Source organism: Gracilimonas sp. BCB1, assembly GCF_040117685.2.
Taxonomy (GTDB): Bacteria; Bacteroidota; Rhodothermia; order Balneolales; family Balneolaceae; genus Gracilimonas.
Genome location: NZ_JBEDYP020000012.1, coordinates 502,655 through 528,456, shown reverse-complemented (window position 1 = coordinate 528,456; position 25,802 = coordinate 502,655). Strand labels below are relative to the sequence as shown.

15 protein-coding genes and 1 tRNA gene are annotated in these 25,802 nt (G+C 42.7%); 11 read left to right on the top strand and 5 right to left on the bottom strand.

Translation table 11 applies throughout. The features are described from left to right. Positions 1-25 precede the first annotated feature (25 nt). From ABFW99_RS08785 to ABFW99_RS08770, 4 genes are read left to right on the top strand one after another with little or no spacing between them, the layout of a single operon-like run. Entirely contained in the window at positions 26-2,197 is a 2,172-nt protein-coding gene (locus tag ABFW99_RS08785) for a sensor histidine kinase (protein WP_349353649.1), read from the top strand. Between the two features lie 3 nt (positions 2,198-2,200). Beyond that, on the top strand, positions 2,201-6,184 hold the full coding sequence (locus ABFW99_RS08780; RefSeq protein WP_349353648.1) for a sensor histidine kinase: 3,984 nt from the start codon (positions 2,201-2,203) through the stop codon (positions 6,182-6,184). A gap of 16 nt (positions 6,185-6,200) precedes the next feature. Next, positions 6,201-6,578: a response regulator gene (locus ABFW99_RS08775; RefSeq protein WP_349353748.1), complete on the top strand. Its 378-nt coding sequence runs from the start codon at positions 6,201-6,203 to the stop codon at positions 6,576-6,578. Between the two features lie 22 nt (positions 6,579-6,600). Then, complete coding sequence (locus ABFW99_RS08770) at positions 6,601-7,767, top strand: PP2C family protein-serine/threonine phosphatase (RefSeq protein ID WP_349353647.1); 1,167 nt, start codon at positions 6,601-6,603, stop codon at positions 7,765-7,767. A gap of 87 nt (positions 7,768-7,854) precedes the next feature. On the opposite strand, the gene ABFW99_RS08765 is transcribed toward ABFW99_RS08770, so the two are convergent. Continuing rightward, complete coding sequence (locus ABFW99_RS08765) at positions 7,855-10,455, bottom strand: zinc-dependent metalloprotease (RefSeq protein ID WP_349353646.1); 2,601 nt, start codon at positions 10,453-10,455, stop codon at positions 7,855-7,857. A 410-nt stretch (positions 10,456-10,865) separates the two neighbouring features. On the opposite strand from ABFW99_RS08765, the gene ABFW99_RS08760 reads away from it, so the two are divergent. Further along, the gene (locus ABFW99_RS08760; RefSeq protein WP_349353645.1) at positions 10,866-12,044 is read left to right on the top strand and encodes a murein transglycosylase domain-containing protein; all 1,179 of its coding nucleotides are present in this window, start codon (positions 10,866-10,868) and stop codon (positions 12,042-12,044) included. A gap of 57 nt (positions 12,045-12,101) precedes the next feature. Here the strand turns inward: ABFW99_RS08760 and ABFW99_RS08755 are convergent, their stop codons facing one another. Then, positions 12,102-12,257 carry a hypothetical protein gene (locus ABFW99_RS08755; RefSeq protein ID WP_349353644.1) on the bottom strand — a complete coding sequence of 52 codons (156 nt, stop codon included), beginning with the start codon at positions 12,255-12,257 and terminating at the stop codon, positions 12,102-12,104. Positions 12,258-12,449: 192 nt separating this feature from the next. On the opposite strand from ABFW99_RS08755, the gene ABFW99_RS08750 reads away from it, so the two are divergent. The 6 genes from ABFW99_RS08750 (at position 12,450) to ABFW99_RS08725 (ending at position 21,753) form a co-directional block, all read left to right on the top strand. Beyond that, positions 12,450-12,523 (top strand) — tRNA-Arg (locus ABFW99_RS08750). Positions 12,524-12,951: 428 nt separating this feature from the next. Continuing rightward, entirely contained in the window at positions 12,952-15,693 is a 2,742-nt protein-coding gene (locus tag ABFW99_RS08745) for a PAS domain-containing sensor histidine kinase (protein WP_349353643.1), read from the top strand. A 15-nt stretch (positions 15,694-15,708) separates the two neighbouring features. Continuing rightward, positions 15,709-16,374, top strand: a complete 666-nt coding sequence (locus ABFW99_RS08740) for a response regulator (protein ID WP_440707478.1) — start codon at positions 15,709-15,711, stop codon at positions 16,372-16,374. 174 nt (positions 16,375-16,548) lie between these two features. Further along, on the top strand, positions 16,549-16,947 hold the full coding sequence (locus ABFW99_RS08735; protein WP_349353640.1) for a hypothetical protein: 399 nt from the start codon (positions 16,549-16,551) through the stop codon (positions 16,945-16,947). Between the two features lie 184 nt (positions 16,948-17,131). Beyond that, positions 17,132-20,512 (top strand): PAS domain S-box protein, encoded by a 3,381-nt coding sequence (locus tag ABFW99_RS08730; protein ID WP_349353639.1) that lies wholly within the window; start codon positions 17,132-17,134, stop codon positions 20,510-20,512. Between the two features lie 11 nt (positions 20,513-20,523). Next, positions 20,524-21,753, top strand: coding sequence for a GAF domain-containing sensor histidine kinase (locus ABFW99_RS08725; protein WP_349353638.1), 1,230 nt, complete (start codon positions 20,524-20,526; stop codon positions 21,751-21,753). Positions 21,754-22,152: 399 nt separating this feature from the next. Here ABFW99_RS08725 and ABFW99_RS08720 read toward each other — a convergent pair whose 3' ends face one another. From ABFW99_RS08720 to ABFW99_RS08710, 3 genes are all read right to left on the bottom strand, one after another. After that, positions 22,153-23,436, bottom strand: a complete 1,284-nt coding sequence (locus tag ABFW99_RS08720) for an RNA polymerase sigma factor (RefSeq protein ID WP_349353637.1) — start codon at positions 23,434-23,436, stop codon at positions 22,153-22,155. 1 nt (position 23,437) lies between these two features. After that, complete coding sequence (locus ABFW99_RS08715; protein WP_349353636.1) at positions 23,438-23,773, bottom strand: YciI family protein; 336 nt, start codon at positions 23,771-23,773, stop codon at positions 23,438-23,440. Between the two features lie 148 nt (positions 23,774-23,921). Further along, positions 23,922-25,754, bottom strand: coding sequence for an ATP-binding protein (locus ABFW99_RS08710; RefSeq protein WP_349353635.1), 1,833 nt, complete (start codon positions 25,752-25,754; stop codon positions 23,922-23,924). Between the last annotated feature and the right edge of the window lie 48 nt (positions 25,755-25,802).

Here is a 25,802-nt window from a genome sequence, read left to right as displayed (position 1 = left end):
AGAAGAAACAGTAACTAAAAGTCTAATGAATACCCTTTTTCTATCTTTTATTTGTCTTTTACTGGCTACACCAGTCCAAAAAGCTACGGTGGTGGAGTTGTCACGTAGTATGTTCGAGTCTCATCAACGAATTAACCTTGCTACTTTCGATGGATGGATATTTAAAGAGGGTCATGACTTAAACAGAGCCAACCCGGAACGTGATGTTTCAGATTGGAAGGCCTTTAAGCCGGTGGAATTGACAGCAGAGATGGCCGATGAGAACGGGCGAATTGAAGGCTGGTTTAGAATCACCATAAAATTAGACAGCACTTTGGCAGATACACCACTCTCATTTAGCAGAAGCCATTGGGCTGCAACCGATATTTATATCAACGGGGAATTACTTCATTCATTTGGTGATACCGGTAATCCTTACCAGGCCTATAATCCAACCCTTAAATATCCAATTCCGGTAGATTTGGAAGTCGGAAAAGAATATATCATTGCTATACATTTTGTTGACTATGAAACCACTTTCACCCAAAGGGAACTGCGCCTTAAACCCAGATATCTAAAGAATCTAATCAACCTTACCGGACCTGAATATTCAATCTTTGTGACCGATAGTATTAGGTCTGCATATATTTTTGGCACACTAAGTATATCCATCACTTTTCTACTCTTTTTCCTCTACTGGCTTCTGGTATTCCTGAATCTTGACCAAAAGATTTTCCAATGGGTTGCATGGATGACCACCTTTACATTATTAGCTGCGGTGGGAAGTTTTTTTCCCTACTTCTTTGACCTAAGCTACATGGAAGAGAAGCTGCGATTCTTTTTTACCATATCCCTCCAGCCTCTTTCAACTATGTTTGGACTGTTGATACTTGAATGGATTCTCACAAAGTCTATTTCTCAATTTTTAAAAATACTGGTTGCCACCCTATTAATTACCAATTTAGCTGCCCACCTGTTTTCTATTTCACTCCCCTTCGGGATCGCCTTTACTATCATGTTAGGTTATTATGGTAAACTTATATATGAACACAAGAAAGTGATTTCAGGGGCTCAATGGGCTATTGTCGCAGCTGTTTTGTTTTCCATTCTGACAGCTACTTTTTACATAATCATCCATAAATATTCGCTGGATCTATTTAATGAGTATGATAACCTGTTCACCTCCATGCTGCTACTCGGGGCTCCTTTATTTTTATTGGCATACGTTTCTATTCGGTTTAGAGAAACACTGGATAGCGTTACCCGGGAGGCAAAAAAGGTCTTACAGGTTACCAAGGAAAAGAAAGAGCTTTTACAGAATCAGAATATCATACTTGAAAAACAGGTAAGTGAAAGAACGAAAGAGCTAAAAGATTCTCTCGCTGAACTCCAGGCTACTCAAGCCCAACTCATTCAACAGGAAAAGCTGGCTTCACTGGGACAGCTCACCGCCGGCATTGCCCACGAGATAAAGAATCCACTCAATTTTGTGAATAATTTTTCGGAGCTGAGTGTGGAGTTAATAGACGAGACGAAAGAGGAGCTGTCAGCTTTCAGCGATCAGCTGTCAACCGGTGATAAAGTGCGGGTGGATAAAGCTTTAGAGATTCTGCAAGACATCGACACTAATCTCCGAAAAATTCATGAGCATGGTTCGAGGGCCGACTCCATTGTTAAGTCGATGCTGGAACATAGTCGTGGTGGTTCGGGAAAAATGGAGCTTACCGATTTGAATAGTTTGGTGAAGGAATTCGTGAACCTGAGTTTCCACGGCATGCGAGCTGGAAAAGATCCTATCAATGTGGATATTGAGTTTGAGCTGGATAAATCCATTGGTGAAGTACCTCTTATAGCTGAAGATTTTAGCCGGGTGATCATAAATTTGTGTAATAATGCCTTTGATGCGATGAGGGAAAAATTAAATTCCAATGATCAAGCAACAAATTCCAAAGAATATAAGCCAAAGCTTACGGTGAGGACTTACAAGAAGAATCAAGCAACTTTGGTAGAAATTGAAGATAATGGTCCGGGAATCTCACCAGATATAAAGGAAAAGATTCTGCAGCCTTTTTTCACAACAAAGAAAGGCACCGAAGGTACGGGATTGGGGTTAAGCATCACCAACGACATTATAAAGGCACACGGTGGTTTTTTAGAAGTTTCCACTAACCCTCATGAGGGTACATGTCTCACCATTAAATTATCCCAGGGTGGATAAACGATGACCAGAAAAAACATACTATCTTTTCGGACCGGCCTAATTTGTCTTGCTGTTTCTGCAGGCCTGGTAACTTCTGTTCGTGCCCAAACCGAACAGGAAGTAAAACCCACGCTTTTGCAAAGTGAGGCTCCTTCCCTTCGCTTTGAGCATACCGGACTCAGTGAAGGAATGAATCAGGCCAGTGCAAATACCATTATACAGGACAGCAAAGGCTTTCTATGGATTGCTACGCAGGGTGGTCTCCACCGATACGATGGCTATGAATTCAAAGTGTACAAACAAACTCCTTTTGATACTACTTCCCTTTCGGAAAACTGGGTTTGGGGGATGGCTGAATCTTCAACCGGCGATATTTGGGTTACTACCGAAGGGGGTGGACTCAACCGCCTGGATCAGGCAACAGGAAAATTTACGAAGTATGTTCACGATCCGAATGACTCTACCAGTATTTCAAGCGACCGGGCTTTTATGCCATTCGAAGACAGCAAGGGCAACCTGTGGGTAGGCACCTTTGGAAGTGGGTTAAATAGAATGTCGCCCGGGCAAGATGGAAAGTTTATTCGGTATGAGCATGACCACGATGACCCAACAACCATTACAAGCCACGCCGTTTATTGGATGAAAGAGGATTCTGAGGGTTTTTTGTGGGCTGGAGGCAATAACGGCATTTCAAGAATAAATTTGGATACCTATGAAATCACCCGCTTTTTGTTTGAAGAAGATGCTCGTGAGTTTTATGGAGCTCCACAGAATGTTCTGGATCAATATCTCTCACCCGATATACCCGGTGCTTTGTGGCTGGCAACCGGTAATGGGCTGGTATTTCTGGATAGTAAAACCGGTGATTTTGAGCGATACCTGATTGAGCCCAATAATGAGGATAACGTCAACCCGCTTAACTTTCTTCATCAGGTTGTGCCAGACCCTGAGAACCCGAATGTATTGTGGGTGGCCGGCCCGGGTACAGGTGTTGCCCGATTTGATATAGTAGATCGTGAATTCACTTCTTATCGTAATAACCAACGAGACCCCAACAGCCTCAGTGATAAGTTTGTTACTTCCTTATATGCGGATCGCTCCGGCACTATATGGGCAGGTACGGCAACCCGTGGTCTCTCTGCATTTAATCCCGGTGCGGTAAATTTCACTCACCTGAAGCATAACCCCGATGATGACCAAACGATCTCTCCGGGTATTGTATGGGGCGTTTATGAAGACCGGGAAGGCACTTTGTGGGTAGGAACAGATATCGGGTCAGCGGGTGATATCCTGACAGAATTCGACATCAACACCGGGCAAGTCTCTCATTATACTTCTAACCCTGATGACACCACTTCGTTAATTTTTGGATCTGTTCGGGTATTCCATGAAGATGCTAACGGTCGTTTTTGGATAGGCACCAGCGGCGGACTGAGTTTATTCGACCGCACAACTAAAAAATCTACTTATTTCCGCCACCCGCGGATTGATGGGAACCAGGGGCGAAACAGCCTTTTTGCCATCGTTCCCACCGCAACTGATAAGGACGTATTCTGGATAGGAAGCATTGGCGGGCTCGATCGATTTAATTCAATCACCGGAGAGTATGAGCATATCCCCCTTCCTCAGGAAGAATTAAAAACCGATTTCGGACCTCCCGTTTTGAGTTTGCATATGGCTGAAGACGGCATGCTATGGGCAGGTACCACCTTCGGGCTACTCAAAATAACCCCCGATGGAATTGCAACTGTAGCATCTACCTATAACTCTGCAGACTCAACAACCATCAATAACAATCAAATACAAAGCATAACCCAGCTGAATAATGACTCAGGTGTACTTTGGCTGGCTACCTCAAACGGTGGGTTGAACCGCTTTGATATACAAACCGGCAAGGCTGCGCATTTTACCGAAGAAGACGGTCTTTCTAATAATTCACTATATGGCTTGTTAGTGGATAATAACAACACCCTTTGGATGAGTTCCAATAAAGGCATCTCCAATTTTGACCCTGTCACTGTGACATTTAGAAATTACGGCCTCGATGACGGGCTTATGGCTCTTGAGTATTCTCAGAATGGGTATTTCAAGGGAAATAATGGGGTTATGTATTTTGGCAGTGGTGAAGGGGTTACTGCTTTTGTTCCGGAACAGCTTCATGTAAATGAAATCCCACCTCAGGTAGTGCTGTCGGATTTTAAGGTGTTCAACAAGCCCGTAATGCCCGGACCTGATTCCCCGCTCAAGGATGCACTCAGTAAAACTCAAAAGATCATCCTTCCCTATCATCAAAATGAAGTAACCTTTGATTATGTAGGTCTTCATTTTGCCAACCCAAAAATGAATACATACTCCTATCAGCTGGAAGGATTTGACCCGGATTGGATTGATGCCGGCAACAAACGTTCGGCAACCTACACCAATCTCCCCGAGGGGGAATTCACTTTTAAAGTGAAAGCAGCAAATGCGGATGGCGTCTGGAATCATGAAGGAGCTTCCATTGGATTAACCATTTTACCTCCATGGTACAGAACCTGGTGGGCCTACTCTTTAGGACTTGGAATGCTGGGCTTCATGGTTTTTGGAGTGGATCGCTTTCAACGCAGCCGCCTTTCTAAAAAAGAACAGGAAAGGCAGGCACTTCGTGAGGCTGAGCTCCGGGCCGAGGCTGAAAACAAGCGCCGGTCGGATACCGAACAGCTGAGCCAGATCGGGCGCGCTATCACCTCCACCCTTTCGGTAAACAAAATCATTGATACCGTTTACGAGAATGTGAATGCCCTGATGGATGCCTCTATTTTTGGCGTTGGAATTTATAATGAAGAAAGAAACCGCCTCGAGTTCCCCGCCACTAAGGAAAAGGGCAAGATGCTCTCTCCTTTTGTAAACAACCTGGATGAAGAAGACCGGCTGGCTGTTTACTGCTTCAAGAACAAAGAGGAAATAATTGTCGGAGATTACGCCAAAGAGCATACCAAATATGTTAAAACCTATCAGGCTCCTATTGAAGGGGAAGAATCCAAATCCATACTCTACCTGCCACTGGTTCAGCAAGACCGGGTGATCGGTGTTATCACTACTCAAAGCTTCAAAAAAGATGCGTACACCGCTTATCATGTAAACCTGTTGAGGAACCTGGCTACCTATGCAGCCATCGCACTCGACAATGCCTCGGCATACAGAAAACTGAATGCAACTTTGAGCGAACTTAAAGACATGCAACAACAGCTCATCCAACAAGAAAAACTGGCTTCCCTCGGGCAACTTACTGCCGGTATTGCCCATGAGATTAAGAATCCGCTGAATTTCGTGAATAACTTTTCTGACTTGAATGTGGAACTGCTGGAGGAAGCTCGTGAGCTGGCCGGTGATAATACTGACTTAAAAGATCTGTTAGCCGACATTGAAGCAAACCTGAATAAAATTCATGAGCACGGACAAAGGGCCGACTCTATCGTGAAATCGATGTTGCAGCACTCCCGCGGTGGCAGTGGCAGGAAAGAACCCACACAAATAAATACAGTGGTAAAAGAGTACGTAAACCTGACCTTCCACGGTATGCGAGCCGGCAAAGAGCCTATCAATACGGACATTATATTTGAACTGGATGAACATTTAGACCAGGTTCCATTAATCGCCGAGGACTTTAGCCGGGTAATCGTGAACCTTTGTAATAATGCTTTTGATGCGATGAGGGAAAAGCTGTCGGTTGACAGCCGACAGCTTTCAGAAAGTCAGAGTAAAGAATATAAGCCAAAGCTTACAGTTCGGACATACAAAAAGAATCAAGCAACTTTCATAGAAATAGAAGATAACGGGCCGGGTATTCCGAAAGAAATGAAGGATAAGATTATGCAGCCTTTCTTCACCACCAAAAAAGGAACAGAAGGTACCGGACTCGGACTCAGCATTACCAATGATATCATCAAAGCACATGGTGGTAGTATTCAGGTAGAATCTGAAAAAGGTAAGGGCACCATATTTACCATCACCTTAAACAAATAGAACAATGAGCGAACCCATGAAATTTTTAGTGGTTGATGATGAAAAAGATGTTGAAATGCTTTTTCGTCAGAAGTTTAGAAAAGAAATACGGACTAATGCTTTGGAACTGGAGTTTGCATTCTCCGGAGATGAGGCCATTGCCATTCTCGAAAGTAATGACCCACCCGAAGTTGTGTACATATTTTCTGATATAAACATGCCGGGCATGTCGGGGCTGGAGCTCCTTGAAAAAGTAAAAACCGACTTCCCACAGATAAAAGTAAGCATGATATCAGCCTATGGAGACCAGCACAATTATGACAAAGCTATGGAGTCGGGGGCAAAGGCATTTTTTACCAAGCCCATCAATTTTGAAGAACTCAGAGAAGAAATCAACCAATTGATTGAGCAATAGAAGTTTAATTTAACCGAGGGTTATGGAAAAGCATAGAATATTAGTGGTTGATGATGAACCGGATCTGCAAATGCTGATCCTGCAGCGGTTCCGCAAACAAATAAAAGAAGATGAATACGAATTTTTCTTTGCAGAAAACGGAGAAGAAGCCCTCGATATGCTTAGCGATTCGCTTAATATCTCACTGGTTCTATCAGATATAAATATGCCACGCATGGATGGGCTTACTTTTCTGACGGAGACGCAGAAACTCGAAAACCCGATGTTCAAAACCGTGATTGTTTCCGCCTATGGAGACATGGATAACATCCGTACCGCAATGAACCGGGGTGCTTTCGATTTTGTAACCAAACCCATTGACTTCACCGACCTGAACGCCACCATCGAGAAAACGCTGAAGGAAATACAACTTATTCAGGATGGTATTCAACACAAGAAAACCCTGGAGGCCGTTCAAACCGATCTGGAAACAGCAGCACGTATTCAGCAGAAAATGCTCCCCCGGGAGTTCCCACCTTTTCCTGACCGTTCGGAATTTAGCATATATGCCGAAATGCATACCGCCAAACAGGTAGGCGGGGATTTTTATGATTTCTTTATGGTGGACGAACATCACCTCGGCTTTGTAATAGCTGATGTTTCCGGTAAAGGTGTTCCGGCATCCCTGTATATGGCTGTCTCCCGAACTACCATTAAAGCCATTGCCTCACAGATTGAGGATCCTGCTCTTTGTCTTTCAACCGTTAATACCATGCTGATTCCCGAAAGTGATCTCACTACTTTTGTAACGGCTTTTTATGGGGTGATGGATGCTCGAACCGGTAAGGTGAAATATTGCAACGGCGGCCATAATTTACCTTACATCATGCGAAATGACGGAACGGTTGAAGAAGTAGAAACTACAGAAGGAATTCTGCTGGGCAAAATCGAGCCCTTCAACTTCGAGACCAAAGAGTTTACTCTGAACCCCGGAGAAAAAATCCTCCTCTTCACCGATGGCGTTACCGAAGCTACAGATGCAGATGGTGCGATGTATGAAGAACCCCGCCTGGAGGCATTTCTGAAAAAGCATAGCAAAGATGACATCAACAAGCTGGTGCGCAGCCTGATTGTAGATGTGTTGAAATTTATGGGCAAAGCCGATCAATCAGACGATATAACCGTTCTTTCAGTTGGGTATAATGGGTAGAGGTATTTTTGTTTCTACATAAAAAAGGCTCCGATGCTAAGCATCGGAGCCGGATTTAGATGCACTAAGTTGTTGCTTATCTAACTATCAGTTCTCCAGACTTAACCCTGCATCCAGTGCTTTTTCAACCCGTGCATTCACTTCACGTAAATGTGCTTCGGTGTATGCATCAAAGTTGAATGGAGGAGTTAGGCGACGAGTGATTCGGTTGTTAAGATCCGACAGTTGCGCCCTGGCTACCGAACGAGCATCAGCCGGCATATCGGATGGAGCATCCGTTACGATCTCAATCATCAGGTCAAGGTATGCACGTTGCACATCACGGCGGTTACTGCTGATGTTTGACCCCGGGGCTGACCACACTTCACTCCAAACGGCATTGGTGATGGTTCCCATCAACTCAGGGATAGTGATGGTGTTTTCTTCCCCAAACTTAACTTCGGTATCCCGAATTCGGGCAAGGCGTGTTCCATCAAGCAGAGCTTCCATTAAGCTCGATTGTACACCTAACAGATACTGATGCAGTGGATAGTCGATACGACCGCCATACGTATTTGAGTTACCCCAATGACTCCATCGGTCGGCACCAAACTGCTGATATACCTCCTGAGGAAGTTCGAACGCATCTTCCGCCAGTGCATATTCAATGATCATATCCAATGCTTCCTGCTGCTTTTCTCGAGGAATTTGTACAAACGGCATCCGGGCATCAGGGTCTCCCACATGGTCTCTGTACTGGTACTGACCTCCAATATATTTCACCGTTGGCCCCAGTGCTCTCACATACTGGAAGAAATAAGTGTTGAATAAGTCGGTTGCTTCGTAATAAGGCATGTTATCTGCCAGCGCGATCTCCGGGACTTCCGGAATAAGGTCTTTCAGAATGGCTGCTCGTCCTTTACCCCAGGCCAGTGGGTCGGCACCCAGGTCATAAACATTTACCAGCGGGTCGATCGCTCCTGATCCCCGGGCATCTTCATCCGTTCCGTAAGCATGACCCGGCTGAGCTGCCATGCGGGCAATCTCCTCAGCTTTTTCATCATCCGGCGTGTATCCGTAACTGATAACCCAGCGATCATAGGAACCAACACTGGTATTATAGTAATGACCGTCATTATCTTCTCCTTGCGGGGATAAGTTCACCGTCGGGTAGTCCATCGTTGAACTGAAAACTCCATTTTCCTCAGTCCATTCGGTGTCATAAAGTTTGTCAAGCGGAGTATCTACCGAAGAGCGGAAATTGTGGCGAAGGCCGAGAGTATGACCCACTTCGTGCATGGTTACCCATCGCAGCGCCTGATCTGTGAATTCTTTGGGAACCGGATCGTTAGATCCAATTCGTCCATTTGCAACCAGAAGTCCGCGTACCATATCGAGCTGCATGGCCATTTCTGTGTAAAATGACTTCATTTCTGAGTGACTCGACATCTCCACCTCTTCAGCACTTACATTGTAAATTTCATCAATGGCTGCTCTCGGCTCTACCATTTCGCGGTATTCTTCTTTGTCGCCTAAAATCATACCAGCTTCAAATAAGATATCAGCATCCAGGATTTCTCCCGTTCTTGGGTCAACCACTGAAGGACCAATAGCTCCATACCCCCGCTGATCCGACACGTTCCATCTCAATGTCGCGTAGCGAATATCTTCAGGCTCAACACCTTCAGGCAGTATCTCGGCCTGAACCGCATCGCGGAAACCGGCTGCTTCAAATGCTTTTGACCATTCTTCCACTCCTTCCATCATTGCTGGCCGGTAGGCTTCAGGAACTGTGTGGTCGATATAATAGGTGATGGGTTCTACCGGGTCGCAAAGCCCGTCTGCTCCGGGAGCTCCGTCACATTCCAGTCTCCATTTATTTACATATCGCTTGAAAAATGTATCGTCGTCATCATCTGTAAAGTCTTTGTGAACCGTCATAAAATAACCGGTACGATCATCAGCCATACGCGGGCTCATGGGTTCTTCAGGGAGTTCTGCCATCGTATAATGGATGGAAACCGGGATATAACGGCTGTCAGGAACGGTTCTTGGTCCACCAAGTTCACTGTTTCTGAATGTGAGCTGAGCTGTTACATTCGTATTCATTGGGTAAGACTTAACCGCTTTCAGGTAACTTCTCGACTTGTCGAATGAAGCCCGCCCCGGTTGTCCCGGACGTGAAGAAACAACAAAGCTAACACGTTGACCGATATTTGAAAGGTCTCCAACAAACCAGTCATACACATTAACAAGCATCACGCCATCGTCATTGGTGGTTTCAACTTTTGCTGTTTCCAGAATGGAGTCTCCATAGCCCAGTTCAACGGATACCGCTTCCGGTGTGCCTTCTTCTGCAACATATCGGTGCGGTTTTTGAACAAGCATCAGTTTCCCTTCCTGCTTTTCGAGGCGTACAAGTAGTCCTTCAAAAACGCTGAGCATGGTTCCGCCATACAGCCCGGAAGACCCGATACCTTGCTCTATTTCAAAGTTCATAAGAAAGTCATTGTTAAGCTGCTCTTCAGTAACAGCCAGGTACAATGCATCATCTGTTTTATACAGATCAAAGAAACCTTCAATATGTTCAGCATCTTTGGTCAGTTCCGTAAATTTGTCTTCTTCCTTTTCGTCCTTATCTCCTTTTTGAGCATTTGCCCAAGCCGGAACCAGGATAATCAAGCTTAAGAATAGTAGTATTTTCTTCATAGTGTAGCTTCCTGTTGGTTAATAATAGTAGTTAGAGTTAGACAATCCTTTACCTTTAAGCAACCCCTCTAACAAAGTTTCATAAAAAAGACGAAGAGTTAATCTAAATTGTTTTACCGATTAAAGAATGTTTGGGCAGAATGTTATTAACTAAATGCGATACCGAGAACGACTCGCTTGCATACCGGAAAGCATGTTGCTTCCATACTCCATCTACCCCACAACAACCATCTATTCCGGAACACAAATAAAGGGGTTCAGTCTTACGATTCCTAAATCATAAACCTAATACTCAGGAATTATGCACCAAAAAAACGATATTTGGCTTTTGCTCTGCAGATTGTACTTTTCGGGTATAGCAAACGGGGACAGTTTTATTAATTAATCAGGCTAAAGCATTTGGGGTAATCATGAAGACATCACTACTATTTGGACTGTTCATACTTTTCTTTTCTACCACACATATTGCAGCACAGGACGCATCGTTAACCTGGGAAGAGTACAGGGAGCAACGGCAGCAGCAGCTTGATCAAATTCAGGCTGCACAGGACTCCGCCCTCCACCAAAGCATTGCTGATTATGAATCCTTTGTATTTCAGCATGAAATGGAATTCAACAATTTCAGGGGTGAAATGACCAGGGAATGGGGAGATTTTAAAGAGCGAACCAGGACCAACTGGATTGAATATCAAAACGGAGGTAAAGTCCGATGGGATGTTGATTTCGAAGATGGAGAAGGCACCATCGAAGTGCTGGCTGATGAAAACGACACCGAAGACAGCCTTCTTATTGCCATTGAAAATGCAGTTCTGGATTTGATCAGCAGTAAGGGTACCGAGTCGGAATTACCCGATGAAACCGAAAAAGAAATACAGCAAGAACCAGTTTTAGCCGGGCAGGTTGATATCCCGGAAGACATGGACTCTTTGCAATATGCTAAAGAGGTAACTGAACAAACGGTGATAAAAGAAATAGAGGGCGAAGATGGAACCATCCGAAAGATAGCCGTATTAAATCTTCAGCTTGTGCCTGATCACCTTCGCACCCGGGCTGAGAAATTCAGGAAGGAAGTAGAGACCTACTCTGATAAGTATGAAATAGACCCTACTCTGGTGCTGGCTATCATTCATACTGAGTCTTTTTTCAACCCCATGGCGAAATCTCATGCAAATGCACTGGGGTTGATGCAAATTGTTCCCCGTACCGCCGGCCGTGATGTATATCGGGTGTTGAACGGCAAAGACGCCATTCCTTCAGCTGAATACTTATTCAATCCCGACCAAAACGTACATTTTGGTTCTACGTATATCGACATTTTAATGAACCGGTATATGCGCGGAATTGAAGATAAGACCGTTCATGAATACCTGGTGATTTGCGCCTATAACACCGGGGCAGGAAATGTGGCAAGGGCATATATCAACTCCACTAATTTTAATAATGCCCGGGACACCATTAACGGGATGAGCGCAAAAGAGAACTACGATTACCTGCTGGCAAACCTTCCCTGGGACGAAACCAAGAATTACCTGAAAAAAGTAACCGAGCGACGTGCCCAATATCAGGAGTGGATATCGACCGATGAATGATTAAAGCCTTTGATAAAGGAATTTCTTTCTGTATCAGAGCCTTTTTTTCTTCGATTATTATTTCTGTGGCTGTAATTCTTCAAAACAGATCTCGGAATTAAGCAGATCTGAAATCAAAGAGCGCATACGCTCCTGAATGTAAAATTCGGCTTCCGGATACTCTTTGAGTATCATTTCAAGCTGCATCAAAATATGTCGGGATGCATTGTTCATATTATTCTCTCCGGGTTAAGGGTTAGCATCAAACCTTCTCTGCTGTTAATAATTCAATAATCGTACCAAATGCTTACTTCTTAAATTGCCGATTATATGACCACAACTTTAAAATTATATTATTCATTCTGTGGCATAAAATAATTGCCCTGCAGTTATGATCTTCTTATCTTTGATGCTCTCGAATTTTTTGCGCACGTAGCTCAGCTGGATAGAGCGTCTGGCTACGGACCAGAAGGTCAGGGGTTCGAATCCTCTCGTGCGTACTTAAATTTTTAAAGCTACCTTTTTTCAAAGGTGGCTTTTTTTATTTCTCCCCTCGCGCACAAAAATCCGCTTCCTTTCTTTGGCGGCGCTTTTCCTGTATTCAATAAATAACAACTAATCGCTTTTGGTTACCTCGCAGAGGCTGATTTTACCTATAAAATTTATTTAAAAAAAATGTGTAAGGAATGGCTTTGGGATCGCTCTTACTTAGTGGTCAAGAGGGCCACTTTGTGGGTTAAGTCGTGGGTACAAATGCAACCATCCTCAACTGAATCAGATGAGGATGGTTTTTTTATGCCTTTTATTCCCTCCTGATTCACTTCCCTTATCTACAATCGTTTAGTGTTAAACAGTAATTCTTCTTGTGCTTTAAGTAAGAAAACAGTTAGTTCAGTTTTGAGGTTGATCATTAGGGAGAACGCTCATCATGAAAAAGTTTCGCAGACTTTTCCAGCTTAATGCCGTCAATATTGCTTTCATCTATTTGGTGACGGGTATTTTATGGATTCTTTTCTCTGATCAGCTGCTTACACTCTTTATCTCCGACGTTGAAACACTATCCCGTTATGGCACCTTCAAAGGACTTTTTTATGTATTAGTTACGGCATCATTTCTTTACCTCCTTGTTGATTATAGCAATAAGCGTATTAAGTCGGCAACTAAAAGCGTGGATGAGGCTTTAGACTCGGTTAAAATTGCCACCTGGAGCATCAACCTTAGAACAAACAGGAATATCACATCAGAATACCACTATAAATTATTCGGACTGGAAGAAAGACCTAAAAAGTGGAACGTTCAAGACTTTTATAATCGCATTCATCCTGATGACCGAAATAATGTAGAACAAGCTTTTATCGAAGCAATTGAAACACGGACTCCCTACCGCGCAGAGTATCGCATTATCTGGCCGGACGATACTGTTAGGTGGATGCGAAGTTTAGGCAGGGTTCAGGAAAATGAGCAAGGTGAAGCTGTGATGATTTCCGGTATCATTCAGGACATCACTGAACAGGTTGAACTCGAGTCACAGTCTGAACGGAAGCAGGAATTGTTTGAACGTATTTTTGAGCAAATTCCTGTAATGGTTGATATCTATGATCCCGGCATAAATGAGATCAGGGTAAATAAAGCCTTTGAAAACACCATGGGGTGGAGCAATCAAGAGATTAAGGAAATAGATTTATTGAGTGCCTGCTACCCTGACCCGGAGGCGAGAGAAAAGGCTTCTCAGGTTATGACTGAAGCCAACGGAAAATGGTATAAATTTGAGGTTAAAGACAAAAAAGGAAAAACTCATATACAGGAATGGTCCAACATTCGACTTTCCGATAAAAGCGTTATCGGCATTGGGCTTGATATAACCGAACTGACAGCTTCTCAAAATATAATTATTGAGTCCAGGCAACTGCTAAAGAAAACATTTGAAAGCCTTAGGGAGTGTGTTTTTATACTTGAGCCGGGCACAAGAGTAATTACAGACTGCAATAAAAGCTGCACTGACTTATTTGGTTTTACAAAAGAAGAACTGATTGGCAGCACAACCAGGAAACTGCATATAAATGAAGAAAAATATACCAAGTTTGATGTATTAAGCAGTGACACTCTTGCAAAAGAAGGGGTATTTCAAACAGAATTCGAAATGCAGAAAAAGGACGGCACGATCTTTTATTCTGATCATACCGTTACACTGGTAAAAAATGAAGAGGGAGAAATAGAGAAAGTAGTAAGTGTAGTACAAGATATCACCGACAAAAAAGAATATGAGAAAGAACTGAAAAATCAGATCGATTTCATTGAGACTACCATAGAGAATGTGCCTATTGGAGTTGCTGTAAATTTAATCGACTCCGGGAAAGTGACATTAATGAATAAGAAGTTCTCTGAAATTTATGGATGGCCCAAAGATGTTATAAACAATTCCAAAACCTTTTTTGAAAAGGTATACCCTGATGCTCAGCATAGAAAGAATATGATGGAAATGGTTTCTGCAGATCTGGAGTCTAAAAATCCTGACCGGATGCAATGGAAGGGGATAAAAATCACAACCGAAACAGGTGCCAGACGAATTATTAACGCCAAAAATATCCCGGTTTACGATCAAAACCTTATGATTTCGACCGTAGTGGATGTTACGGCACAGGTTGAAGCTGAGAAGAAGCTGGCTGAGTCGGAGCATAATTACCGCCTTTTATTTCAAAAAAGCCCCCAGCCAATGTTAATTTTTAATCCTGATGATTTATCCATTGTTGAGGTAAATGAATCTGCTGTCCGGCATTATGGTTATTCCAGGCAGGAATTCTATTCCAAAACTATTTTAGACATCCGGCCTGAAGGAGATAAGCACGAGGCGAAGCAAATTATCAAGAGCGATCGAAAGACCAATATGTCTGAACCTGCGGAATCCAGACATCTCAAGAAGAACGGCGAAATTATACATGTAAGAATTACCGGTTCCTCTATTAACTATTTTGGTAAAAACTATCGTCTGGTGTTGGTGAATGATATTACCGAACAGAAAAAAGCAGAGGAAATGGTACTCTCCTCTCTGGTAGAGGGTGAAAACAAGGAGCGAGCCCGAATCGCTCAGGAACTTCATGACGGACTTGGCCAATATCTTGCAGCAGCAAACATGAACCTGGGCGCGGTGCAAGACCACATTTCCAAGCTGGATGAACGCAAGCAAGAGCAATTTAATAAAGGGGTAAATTTACTTAAACATGCGGTAAATGAGACAGCTCAAATTTCCCGAAATCTGATGCCCCGTGTGGTTGATGATTATGGGTTGGCTTTGGCCATCAAAGCACTCGTTGATAATTACGGTACCGACAATGAAACAGATATAAGTTATTACCATAATATTCATGACGTGGAGCTTTCCCGCAAAGTACAGTTTAACCTCTACCGTATTGCACAGGAAGCACTTTCAAATGCTATAAAATATGCTGAAGCTTCACAGATTAATGTTCAGTTAATAAAAGACGAACTTGACTTGATCCTTACGATTGATGATAATGGAATGGGTTTTGACAAATCAGATCCGGATTTTAAGCCGGGCTTGGGGTTACAAACTATCAAAACAAGAACAGGGGCGCTTGGGGGGCACTTTGAATTTGATTCAAAACCCGGAAAAGGAACCTTTATCAGTGCCATTGTTCCCATCAACAAATAATCAAATGCCCGATAAATGGCTAATATTAAGATCGCAATAGTTGATGATCATCAGATCGTAAGGGAAGGTATTAAAATACTGATTGAGGATGAGCCCGGCTTTGAAATCTCATTTGAAACAGAGAACGGGGAACAAGCGACCAAACTTTCAAAAGAACACAAGCCGGACCTGATTGTCATGGATATCACCATGCCAAGAATGAATGGCATTGAAGCTACTGAGATCATCAAAAAAGAACAGCCGGGTGTTAAAATTCTGGCCTTAACTATGCTCAGTGAAGATCAGCACATAAAGAAAATGATAAAAGCCGGTGCTTCCGGCTATATCCTGAAAAGCTCCGGCAAAGAGGAACTCATTAAAGCCATCAACACCATTATGGATGGCAAGCATTACTTCAGCGATGATGCCACTCAGGCTATCCTTCAGGAACTGGTTCAGCCTACGGTTTCTAAAAACCGCGAATCTGATGAGGTTAATATCACAGAACGGGAGCTGGAGGTTTTAAAGCTGATTGTCAACGAATTCACAAACCAAGAGATTGCTGATCAGTTATTTGTGAGCGTTCGTACCGTGGACGCCCATCGCCGAAACCTGCTGCAGAAAACCGGAGCAAAAAATACGGCCGGACTTGTAAAGTATGCTATAAAAAACAAGGTTTTTGAGAACAACAGTGACGGGTAATACCCTGCTTTTTCACTACTTCTATTCCCTATTCTTTGAAAAGCCTTTATAAATTGCATTTATTGCTTAGGTAAAAACACCTATGTAAAATATAGGTGTTAATACCGATTTTTAAGACGACTTTAAAGATTACTTTAGCATCAGGTTAAGTAGAATATATCATCCACTTATGTAATGCTGCAGGTAACCTTCATAGGCAAAATCAATCAAACCAACGACATCGTGTCAGAGGTTTTAATATCCTCGCTGGAGGCTTCCATTGATTTTGTTTCTCCCGAAATTAACTTTACTGATCAGCTTTCCTTACATAATGAAGGCCCCGACCTGATTATTTATGACCTGAACACCTCGCACGGCCACGGTAATGCCCCCGATAAAATAAATGAAATAAAGTCCTGGTCGACCGTTATTCCCATTTTAGTATTAGACCATCACGCCGATAAAAACTTTGTTCAGCCTTTAATTGACGCTGGAGCATCCGGGATTATCTCTCATACCCCTGCTGAATCAATACTTGTTGAGGCTGTACATGAGCTTCTCAATGGAAATACATTTTGTGAATATTCTGACTAAAAGGCGAAAACTTTATTCTCGAATCAGTTAGCAGGCTATAGGTCTTTTAGCCTAATTTCAAAATTAGGTCTTTCACGTCATACATCCCTCATAATAGTTGGATAATTTAATGCTCAACAAACCGAATCAATAGAAAAAGACTACCGGCTTAGTCATCAAGAGACTCCATACTTTTTAGCAATCTATGAGCAACAAAAATATACATAGCACGATAGAATTGGATGATTTAAGTTCAGTCATTCTCAACTCACTGAATGCTCATGTAGCCATTTTAGATGGTGAAGGCGTCGTTAAGGCCTTTAATACTAAATGGAAAGCGCACCGGGAAGAGTGCCTGGAAAACTGGACTCATCCCGGCCTTAATAAGAATATATTATCGGCACTTCAGCAACCCCTTGCTTCCGGTAATGAGTGTGCCCTCCGGCTTTTACTGGGTATCAAGGCTATACTGGGGGGAGAGCAAGAAAGTTTTGAAACTGACTGCAAGGTTTTTGAGGCCCGACAGGTCAGAGTCTTTAACGTTACCGTAAAGTCTCTTGGAACTGATGAAGGTGCCATCCTGATTTACGAGGACATAAGCGTACAGGTTCAAAGCCAAACCTACCTGAAAGAAACCCTTGAGAAGTTTGAAAAGCACTTCCAGAACAGCTTGTATGGAATTTTAGTAGCCGATGAATCCAAAACAGTAATTGAAGCCAATAACATTGCCTGTGAACTTCTTCAGATAAGTGAAGACAAACTGGTTTTTTCAGACATCAAGAATTATCTGAATGTAAATTTGAGTTTTTCCGACATTCAGAAAAGAATTAACCGAAAAGGAAATTATATAGGGGAACACGAAATAAAGACGGCAAAAGGCACAATTGTGCCCATTGAGTTGTCGGTTACCTTATTTCGAAATGAAAACGGGAAGGCAGTCACAAGCTGGGCCTTCAAGGATATTTCTCAAAAACGTAATGCGGAACAGTCTCTCAAGGCTTCTGAGCAACAGTACAAGCTACAGTTTAATAATACCCTGGAAGGAACAATCATAGGCAAGCCGGATGGCCTCATTCTTGAGGTTAACCCGGCTGCTTGTGATATCCTGGGCTATGCAGCCGAAGAGCTGGAGGGCAACTACCGCAACATAATTGTTGACATGGAAGATCCGGTGAACAAAGAGATTGTCTCTGACCGTCTGGAGAATGGCTCCTACGTTGGTGACGCCGAGTTCATTCATAAAAACGGAGATAAAATTTCTGTGGAAGTAAGCTCCGTTATATACGAAACTGAGGACGGTGAAAAGAAAACCCTCATCAATTTCAGAGATATTTCTTCCCGAAAAGCTATACAAAAGCAATTGCTGGATGAAAAAGAATTCACTGAATCTGCTATTTCCAGCCTGCCTACTGCTTTTTTTGTGTTCAACCTAAAGGGCGAGTTGGTTCGCTGGAATGCCATGCTTGAGCAAGACCTGGGATATACAAATGAGGAGGTTGCAAATACGAATGTGATGAACCTCGTGCATCCAGGCGATCGGTCAATGCTCATTAATATTCTCGAGGACAAACTTATTGGCAAAAAAATTAGTGTTGACGCCCGTTGTTTAACCAAAGACGGCCGTACCGTTCATTATTTACTGAGAGGTACCAGCTTTGAGCAGAATGGCGAACGTTATATTGTAGGCGGAGGACTGAATCGTAATAACCTCATCGAAATAGAAAACGAACGACAAGAGGTCAAAAAAGAACTTCAGCGAACTAAGCATTTCAATGAACTTGCTGTTGATGGTGCTAACCTTGGGTTATGGGAAGTGGACCTGAAAACAGATGAGATATTCTATAACGACCAATGGTTTTCCCTTCTTGGTTATGACAAGAATGATATTGATTTCAAAAAACAATTCTTTGACTCTATTCTTCACCCGGAAGACAAGAATATTCCCTACAAAGAGCTGTTAAGATATACAGAAGTCGGTGACGGTTATCAGGCTGAGTTTCGTCTCAAAGCTGGTAATGGCACTTATCGATGGATCCTTGCAAATGCAAAGTTTGTGGAATGGGATGAGAGCGGAAAGCCTACAAAGCTTGCCGGTTCAAATATGGATATCACCGACCGAAAAAATGCTGAATTGCAAAGTAAACGAAACCAAGAGCTGCTGAACCAACTGTTCTTCAACTCTCCTATTGGAATTGTTTTAGTGGATGCAGATGGCAAGGTTCAAAATATCAACCACAGCTTCAGCAAGATTTTTGGATACGCCGATTCGGAAATAATCGGAAAGAAACTTGACCAAACCATCGTCCCCCCCGCTATGGACCTGCAGGGAGAAAACCTTTCCCGGTTAAGTTTCACCGGCGACAGTTTCCAAACCGAAACCATTCGTTTGCATAAAAACGGTAAAGAAGTACCGGTACTTGTAGGTGGAGTACCTGTTGAGCTGGACGGTGATGTAATCGCCATATATGGAATGTATGTGGATATCCACGAACGTAAATCGCTTGAAAACCGGATTGTAGACCTGCTTGAAACGGAGCAAAAAGCCCGTGCCCAAATGCAGGATATGTTTGAAGAATCGCCGTCTGCCATTGCTATGCTGGAAGGAAAAGAACATATCTATAGCTTTGTAAATGGCAAGTACAAAGAATTGACAGGGAAGCAAAACTTGGTTGGCTTAACTGTTGAGGAAGCCATACCTGAACTCAAAAAACAAGGGCTTACAAAACTTTTAGATTCCTGCTTCGAAGAGGGCAAAACGCACTATCTTAACGAAAAGGAAGTATACTTTAATAAGGGTAATAATAAAGCTTCCAAAAGCCATTTTCTAAACGTTGTTTGCAAACCTATCCATGATGAAAATGGAGAAGTGTACGGCATTTTCGTAGAAGCCATTGACGTGACTGAACAGATTCAGGCACGTAACATTATTGAAAAATCACTGGCCGAAAAAGAAACACTACTCGGCGAAGTTCACCATCGGGTTAAAAATAACCTGGCTATTATTTCAGGACTGCTGGAATTGGAAATTCTTGACAATCATGATCAGGAAATTTCCAAGCACCTGCATTCTACCCAATCACGAATTACAACGATTGCAAAAATCCACGAGCTTCTGTACAAAAATGAAAGCCTGACACACGTCAGTTTCAGAAAATATATTGAAACCGTTATTAAGGAAGGAGCCGAAGTTACCGACAACAATGCCTATAAGCTTATTTCCAGCTTTGACCTCGAGGAAGTTGAGCTTAATGTAAATCAGGCCATTCCGGCCGGGATGCTTATCAATGAGATACTCAATTATCTGGATCTGATTAAAACCAATTGCGGGGTGGAAAACAGCAACCTTGCTTTAAAAATGCAAAATACGGGTGATTGCATAAGAATTGACCTGATTGACCCATCCGGAGCATTGCTTAGTACGTATGACTCTGAACATCCGAATACCACTCTTCGGAAAGAACTTATTGATGTATTATCAAGCCAGCTCGATGGCTCCATCACATTGGATAATGAAACGGAAAGCACTTTATCGATCCGTTTTGCTAAGAAAGAACTTAAAGGGCCACACAGCGCTCTAAGAAATTAGACAAGATTATTATGCCCGTTTTAACAAACCATAAAAATACCAGTGAAATCCCTCTTCCGGATAATGAATCTGAGAGACAGGAAATCGTCGAAGAGTATAATATACTTGATACGCTTCCGGAGAAGGAATTTGATTCACTGGTAGAACTTGCAGCCATCGTTACCGAGAGCTCAATGTCTCAGATGAATATTCTGGACCATAACCGGCAGTGGACTAAGGCTGCATTCGGGCTGGAATCCGGCACCGATTGCGACCGGTCTGAAGCGGTATGTGCACATACCATCCTTGCCGATGAAAATCTTGAAATCTCTGACCTCTCAAAAGATGAACGTTTCAAAGATGCTTCTTTTGTATCCGGGGCACCTCACCATAAGTTCTACAGCGGGTATCCTTTGAAAACAAAAGATGGATTTAATATCGGTGCCCTTTGTGTTCTTGATTCCACGCCCAAAGAACTTACCGCAACACAAAAAAAGGCCTTAAAAACCATAGCCGGAGAAATTGTATCCCGTCTGGAGATTAGGAGGACCCAGAAGGAACTGGAAGAATTGAACCGGGAGAAAGATCATTTTCTACGGGTTGTTAATCACGATATCAAAAGTCCGCTAAGCGGAATTATAAGTTCCGCCAATTACCTTCAGAATGTTTGGGATGGGGATCGTGATGAACTAAACAACATTCTGTCAATGATCGAAATCAGTGGAAGAAAACTGGTTACCTACACTGCTGAGTTGGTATCAAACTCCATTGAAGATGGAGATTCCCGTTTACTTATTGATGAAGTTCAGGTTGACGAACTGATCCATGACCTGATTCTCATTTATACTCCTCTTGCTAAAACCAAACAAGTGGACATTACCACACAATTCAAAGTAAACGGCTCTTTCAGACTTGATGATGAAAAATTTAAACTCATTATCAGTAACCTCATTTCAAATGCTCTTAAGTTCAGCTCATCCGGGGACACCATCACGGTTGAAGCTGAAATTATTGGTACGGAAAACCGTGTGCTTTACTGCTCGGTATCCGACACCGGCATCGGCATTCCCGAAGAACATATCACCGGATTGTTCACTAAGAACAAGAAACACCAACGTATGGGTACTCAGGGAGAAATCAGCACGGGGCTTGGGCTTCCACTTGTTAAACAATTTGTAGAACTACATAATGGTGAGGTCAAAGTTGAAACCGATGTAGGAGTTGGATCTACCTTCTACGTCACCATACCTGAAGAACAGTAACTTTTTTCACTTTCATTTGTACCCCGAAAACCCAAGAGTTGTCTTCCGGAAGGGAGGCAACTCTTATTTTTTAAAATATATTTTCAGTAGCGCCTCTTCCCCTATTGCTAAATGTCCAAAAAGGTGCGAATATTGATTCAATGTCTCAGGGTCCTCATCTGCCTGAACATGGGTTAGGGATTTGCCAAAACAGGCAAAAGAACATAACCACAATCTTTTGTTTGGAGGCCGAAACCATGGCTAACAAAGAACAAAAACCTGCTCCTAAATCTGCACCAAAAGCAGCTGATAAAAAGCAGGTTCCTCAAGCTAACAAGACAACCAAGAAGTAATTGCGGTTAAGCTTAACAAACAAACTGTAGGAACAAAGAAAGCCGTTTCCGGTTTCGGGAACGGCTTTTAATTTTGTGAAAGGTTGTTTAAGTCACACTCTTCCATTTTTCGGCGTAAGTAGTTTTTATCAAAAGAGGACTGTGCATGATCGCAGGCAACCTGATAATAGGATTTAGCTAACCCAAATCTCCCAAGTCTTACATTCATTTCCGCTTTGGCTGCCCATAAGAAATACTGCTTGGCTTTTATTTCTGAATCTTCAATGCTTTCTATCTTCTTCAGCCCAAACTCAGCACCATATAAATAGCTCAACGCTACAACATAGTTCAGTTCAATCAGTGCCGAAGGTTCCACCATCATCAATTTTTTGTAACAAGAGCAAATGAGCTTCCAATCTGTTTCTGCAAAACTTCGCGCCTGTACATGAGCAGATGCTATTGTTGATTCCAGGTGATACCGGCTCAATTCTTTACTGTTTCTGGATTTCATCAGATGATTGAACCCCTTGTTTATCAGATCCCGGTTCCACTTACTCCTATCCTGGTCTTTAAGGTCTAACACTTCAGCCTGCTCTCCTGAGCGGGCCGGAAACCGTGCCGACTGGAAATACATCAGCGCCAGCAAAGCATGAGTTCGTCCTGAATCTTCAAGAGTAATTGATGTCATGAGGTGAGCAAGCCGAAGCGCTGTGTAACATAAGTCTGCATTGATCAGATCATCTGCAAAGCTGGTTTTATACCCTTCATTAAACAACAGGTAAATGGCCTTCAAAACCGTATCTGCCCTTCGCTGAGTTTCTTCCCGGTTTAGTTCGGGAAGCTCGGTATAATGGTTTTTGATCTTCACCCTGGCCCGATAAAATGCTTTTTTTACAGCCTCCGGTTCTATGAGCAAAGCACTACCTATTTCGGCGTTACTGAATCCACCCAGAATTTTCAATATCAGTATTAGTTGTTCCCGTTCTTTTATTTCAGGATAACAACAGGTAAATAGCATACTCAACTGGGTATCTTTTACCTCCTGTTGGTCAAACATGTTGTCGATGGCTGCCTCATCCTTATTAATACCCGGTATGGAAGAAGACTTTTCCCGGATCATTCGCTCTCTTTTAACAACGTTGAGGGCTTTATTTTTTGCCACCTTCATTAGCCAGGCAGAGGGGTTTTCCGGTACGCCTTTCAGCGGCCATTTCTTCATGGCAGTGATAAAAGTTTCCTGAACAATGTCATCCGCTAATTCCGCATTACCGAGGCCAAATAAACGAATTAAAATAGCCGTCATCTTTCCCGCCTCTTCACGGAAAAGATGATCGACCAATGTACGAGCGGTATGAGGTTGTGAATCTTTCAAATCACATAGCCATTACTTCCCGGATTTCTATGTTGCCGCCCAACCGTAAAGTAGGGCACCCTTTGGCAAGTTCTGCGGCATGCTCCAGACTTTCGGCATTAATTATATAGAAACCTCCCACAAGTTCTTTAGTCTCTAAAAACGGGCCATCGGTAACAATTTTTTCTTCACCCCGAACCGTTTTTGAGGGAAACTCCAATGCTTCTCCGGTATCGAAGTGCCCCCCTAATTCTTCAATCCACTTTCCGTGGGCCTCAATCTCTTCCTGGTAATCTTCAGGTGACATTTGTTTGTAGGCATCTTCATTATCAAATAGCAAAAGCATATATTTTTTCATGATTCTATCATAAATGAGTTAATGTTCACCCTTATGACAAACAGCTTTCCCAATTGGGGACATTTTATTTTGAAGAGCGGTGTTGTATTGGTATTCCCGGAGAACTGAGTAGTTTATTGCAAAAAAACGAATCTAAACCGTTTTATACTTACTTCTCAATAAACTGAAACAGCTTTTGTTCAAGGTCAGCCGGGTTAAACGGTTTGGTCACAAAGTCATTCATGCCCGAAGCATACACCTTCTCCCGAACTTCTTTAAGTGCAGCAGCTGTGAGAGCAATAATAGGCGTATTTCTCTTGTACGGGTCATCCAGTTTTCGAATATGTTCGGAGGCTTCGTAGCCATCCATGGTTGGCATCTGGAGGTCCATCAATACTACATCGTAGTTATCTTCTTTAATGGCATCCACAGCTTCTTTTCCGTTATCTACAACCGTCATATCCACATTCCATCTTTCCAGAAATCGCAGCATCACCTTTTGATTCACCAGATTATCTTCAGCCAATAGCACTTTAAGACCACTCAAGCTTGTAGTGCTATCTTCGCTTTTATTGATAGCCGTGGCCTCAATAGCAGAAGATCCTTTTTCAAAGGTTAACTCTACATAGAATGTACTGCCGTCCCCTTCCTCACTTTCCACAGAAATAGAACCTCCCTGCAGCTCAGTAAGCTGCTTACTGATGGTAAGGCCGAGACCGGTTCCGCCAAATAGACGCTTGGTATTTTGACTGGCCTGAGTGAAACTTTCAAATATTGTATTAACACGACCCTTTTCGATACCAATACCTGTATCCGAAATTGCAAATTGTAAACGAATTGATTCATCATCGTCCTGAACAGCATTTACTGATAATCGGACCTCTCCTTCTTCAGTAAACTTTAATGCATTGCTCACAAGATTATTCAGAATCTGCGTGAGCCGCGCCGGATCGCCAACTAAAATATTGGGTATCCCTTCCCCTATTTCTGTTTTAAGCTCAATACCTTTGTTTTTGGCCGTTATCTTAAAGCTCTCTATGATTACATTGACAAGCTTATTTAACTCAAATTCAATGCTTTCAAACTCAATTTTACCGGCTTCAATTTTCGAAAAGTCGAGCACATCATCAATAAGTGAAAGTAGTGTTTTACCGGAAAAATCCAGGATATTTATGGGCTCGATTTGATCTTCACGCGGACTATCTTGCTTCAACAAATGAGTCATCCCTAAGATAGCGTTCATAGGGGTTCTGATCTCATGACTCATGGTAGCCAGGAATTCCGATTTAGCTTTCGTGCTTTTTGCAAGCTCTTCGGAAGCCACTTCAAGCTGCTCGATATACGTTTCCAGCTTTTCCTGCTTTAGGCTTAACTCCTGGTTTAATTCCTGCTCTTTTTGTAGTAGCTCCAGCGTTTGATACTCAGCATCTTCTTTAAACTGAGAAAACGTATTGAAAATTAACCAGGTGGTTACGAATGAGCCTGTTAAAACACTCCATCGAACCAGGGAGAAACTGCTTTCAGATATGCTGATCCTTTCAAAAATGATGTAATCGAGGATAAAGTATGAAAGTATTGACAACAGGATACCCATATTCCGCAGATGAACCTGTGTATTATCAAACAGAAGAATAGAAAGCCCCATTGCGGGGATAAAGAAGGCCTGTATCATAGCATCGCCCCCAAATACGGAACTGAGGATGATAATTCCTATATCAGCGTAAGCAATGAGTAGAATTTTGGCTGCCTTTTCAAACCCCTGACGAGCTAACAACGGAATTAACAAAAAAGCGATGGCTTCCGACAGAAAAAACCATGTCAGAGATACCGATTCATTGATTTGAAAGGCAATAAGAAAAAGAATGGAAACGCCGGCTAAAAAGAAAGAAACCGAATTCAAGACAGTCATACCTGCCTTTTTTCCAGCTACCTCGTTTTCCGACCTCAGGTCTTTACCCAGAGCGATATCAGAAATGCCGGTGAGAGAAAATTTTGTGCTCATATTCATTGCTTATCCCCGTTAGATGGGGAAATTAAACGATTTATTATG

Coding starts and splice junctions, on each gene's coding strand:
- ABFW99_RS08785 (WP_349353649.1), top strand. CDS start 26: ATGAATACCCTTTTTCTATCTTTTATTTGTCTTTTACTGGCTACACCA.
- ABFW99_RS08780 (WP_349353648.1), top strand. CDS start 2,201: ATGACCAGAAAAAACATACTATCTTTTCGGACCGGCCTAATTTGTCTT.
- ABFW99_RS08775 (WP_349353748.1), top strand. CDS start 6,201: ATGAAATTTTTAGTGGTTGATGATGAAAAAGATGTTGAAATGCTTTTT.
- ABFW99_RS08770 (WP_349353647.1), top strand. CDS start 6,601: ATGGAAAAGCATAGAATATTAGTGGTTGATGATGAACCGGATCTGCAA.
- ABFW99_RS08765 (WP_349353646.1), bottom strand. CDS start 10,455: ATGAAGAAAATACTACTATTCTTAAGCTTGATTATCCTGGTTCCGGCT.
- ABFW99_RS08760 (WP_349353645.1), top strand. CDS start 10,866: ATGAAGACATCACTACTATTTGGACTGTTCATACTTTTCTTTTCTACC.
- ABFW99_RS08755 (WP_349353644.1), bottom strand. CDS start 12,257: ATGAACAATGCATCCCGACATATTTTGATGCAGCTTGAAATGATACTC.
- ABFW99_RS08745 (WP_349353643.1), top strand. CDS start 12,952: ATGAAAAAGTTTCGCAGACTTTTCCAGCTTAATGCCGTCAATATTGCT.
- ABFW99_RS08740 (WP_440707478.1), top strand. CDS start 15,709: ATGGCTAATATTAAGATCGCAATAGTTGATGATCATCAGATCGTAAGG.
- ABFW99_RS08735 (WP_349353640.1), top strand. CDS start 16,549: ATGCTGCAGGTAACCTTCATAGGCAAAATCAATCAAACCAACGACATC.
- ABFW99_RS08730 (WP_349353639.1), top strand. CDS start 17,132: ATGAGCAACAAAAATATACATAGCACGATAGAATTGGATGATTTAAGT.
- ABFW99_RS08725 (WP_349353638.1), top strand. CDS start 20,524: ATGCCCGTTTTAACAAACCATAAAAATACCAGTGAAATCCCTCTTCCG.
- ABFW99_RS08715 (WP_349353636.1), bottom strand. CDS start 23,773: ATGAAAAAATATATGCTTTTGCTATTTGATAATGAAGATGCCTACAAA.
- ABFW99_RS08710 (WP_349353635.1), bottom strand. CDS start 25,754: ATGAGCACAAAATTTTCTCTCACCGGCATTTCTGATATCGCTCTGGGT.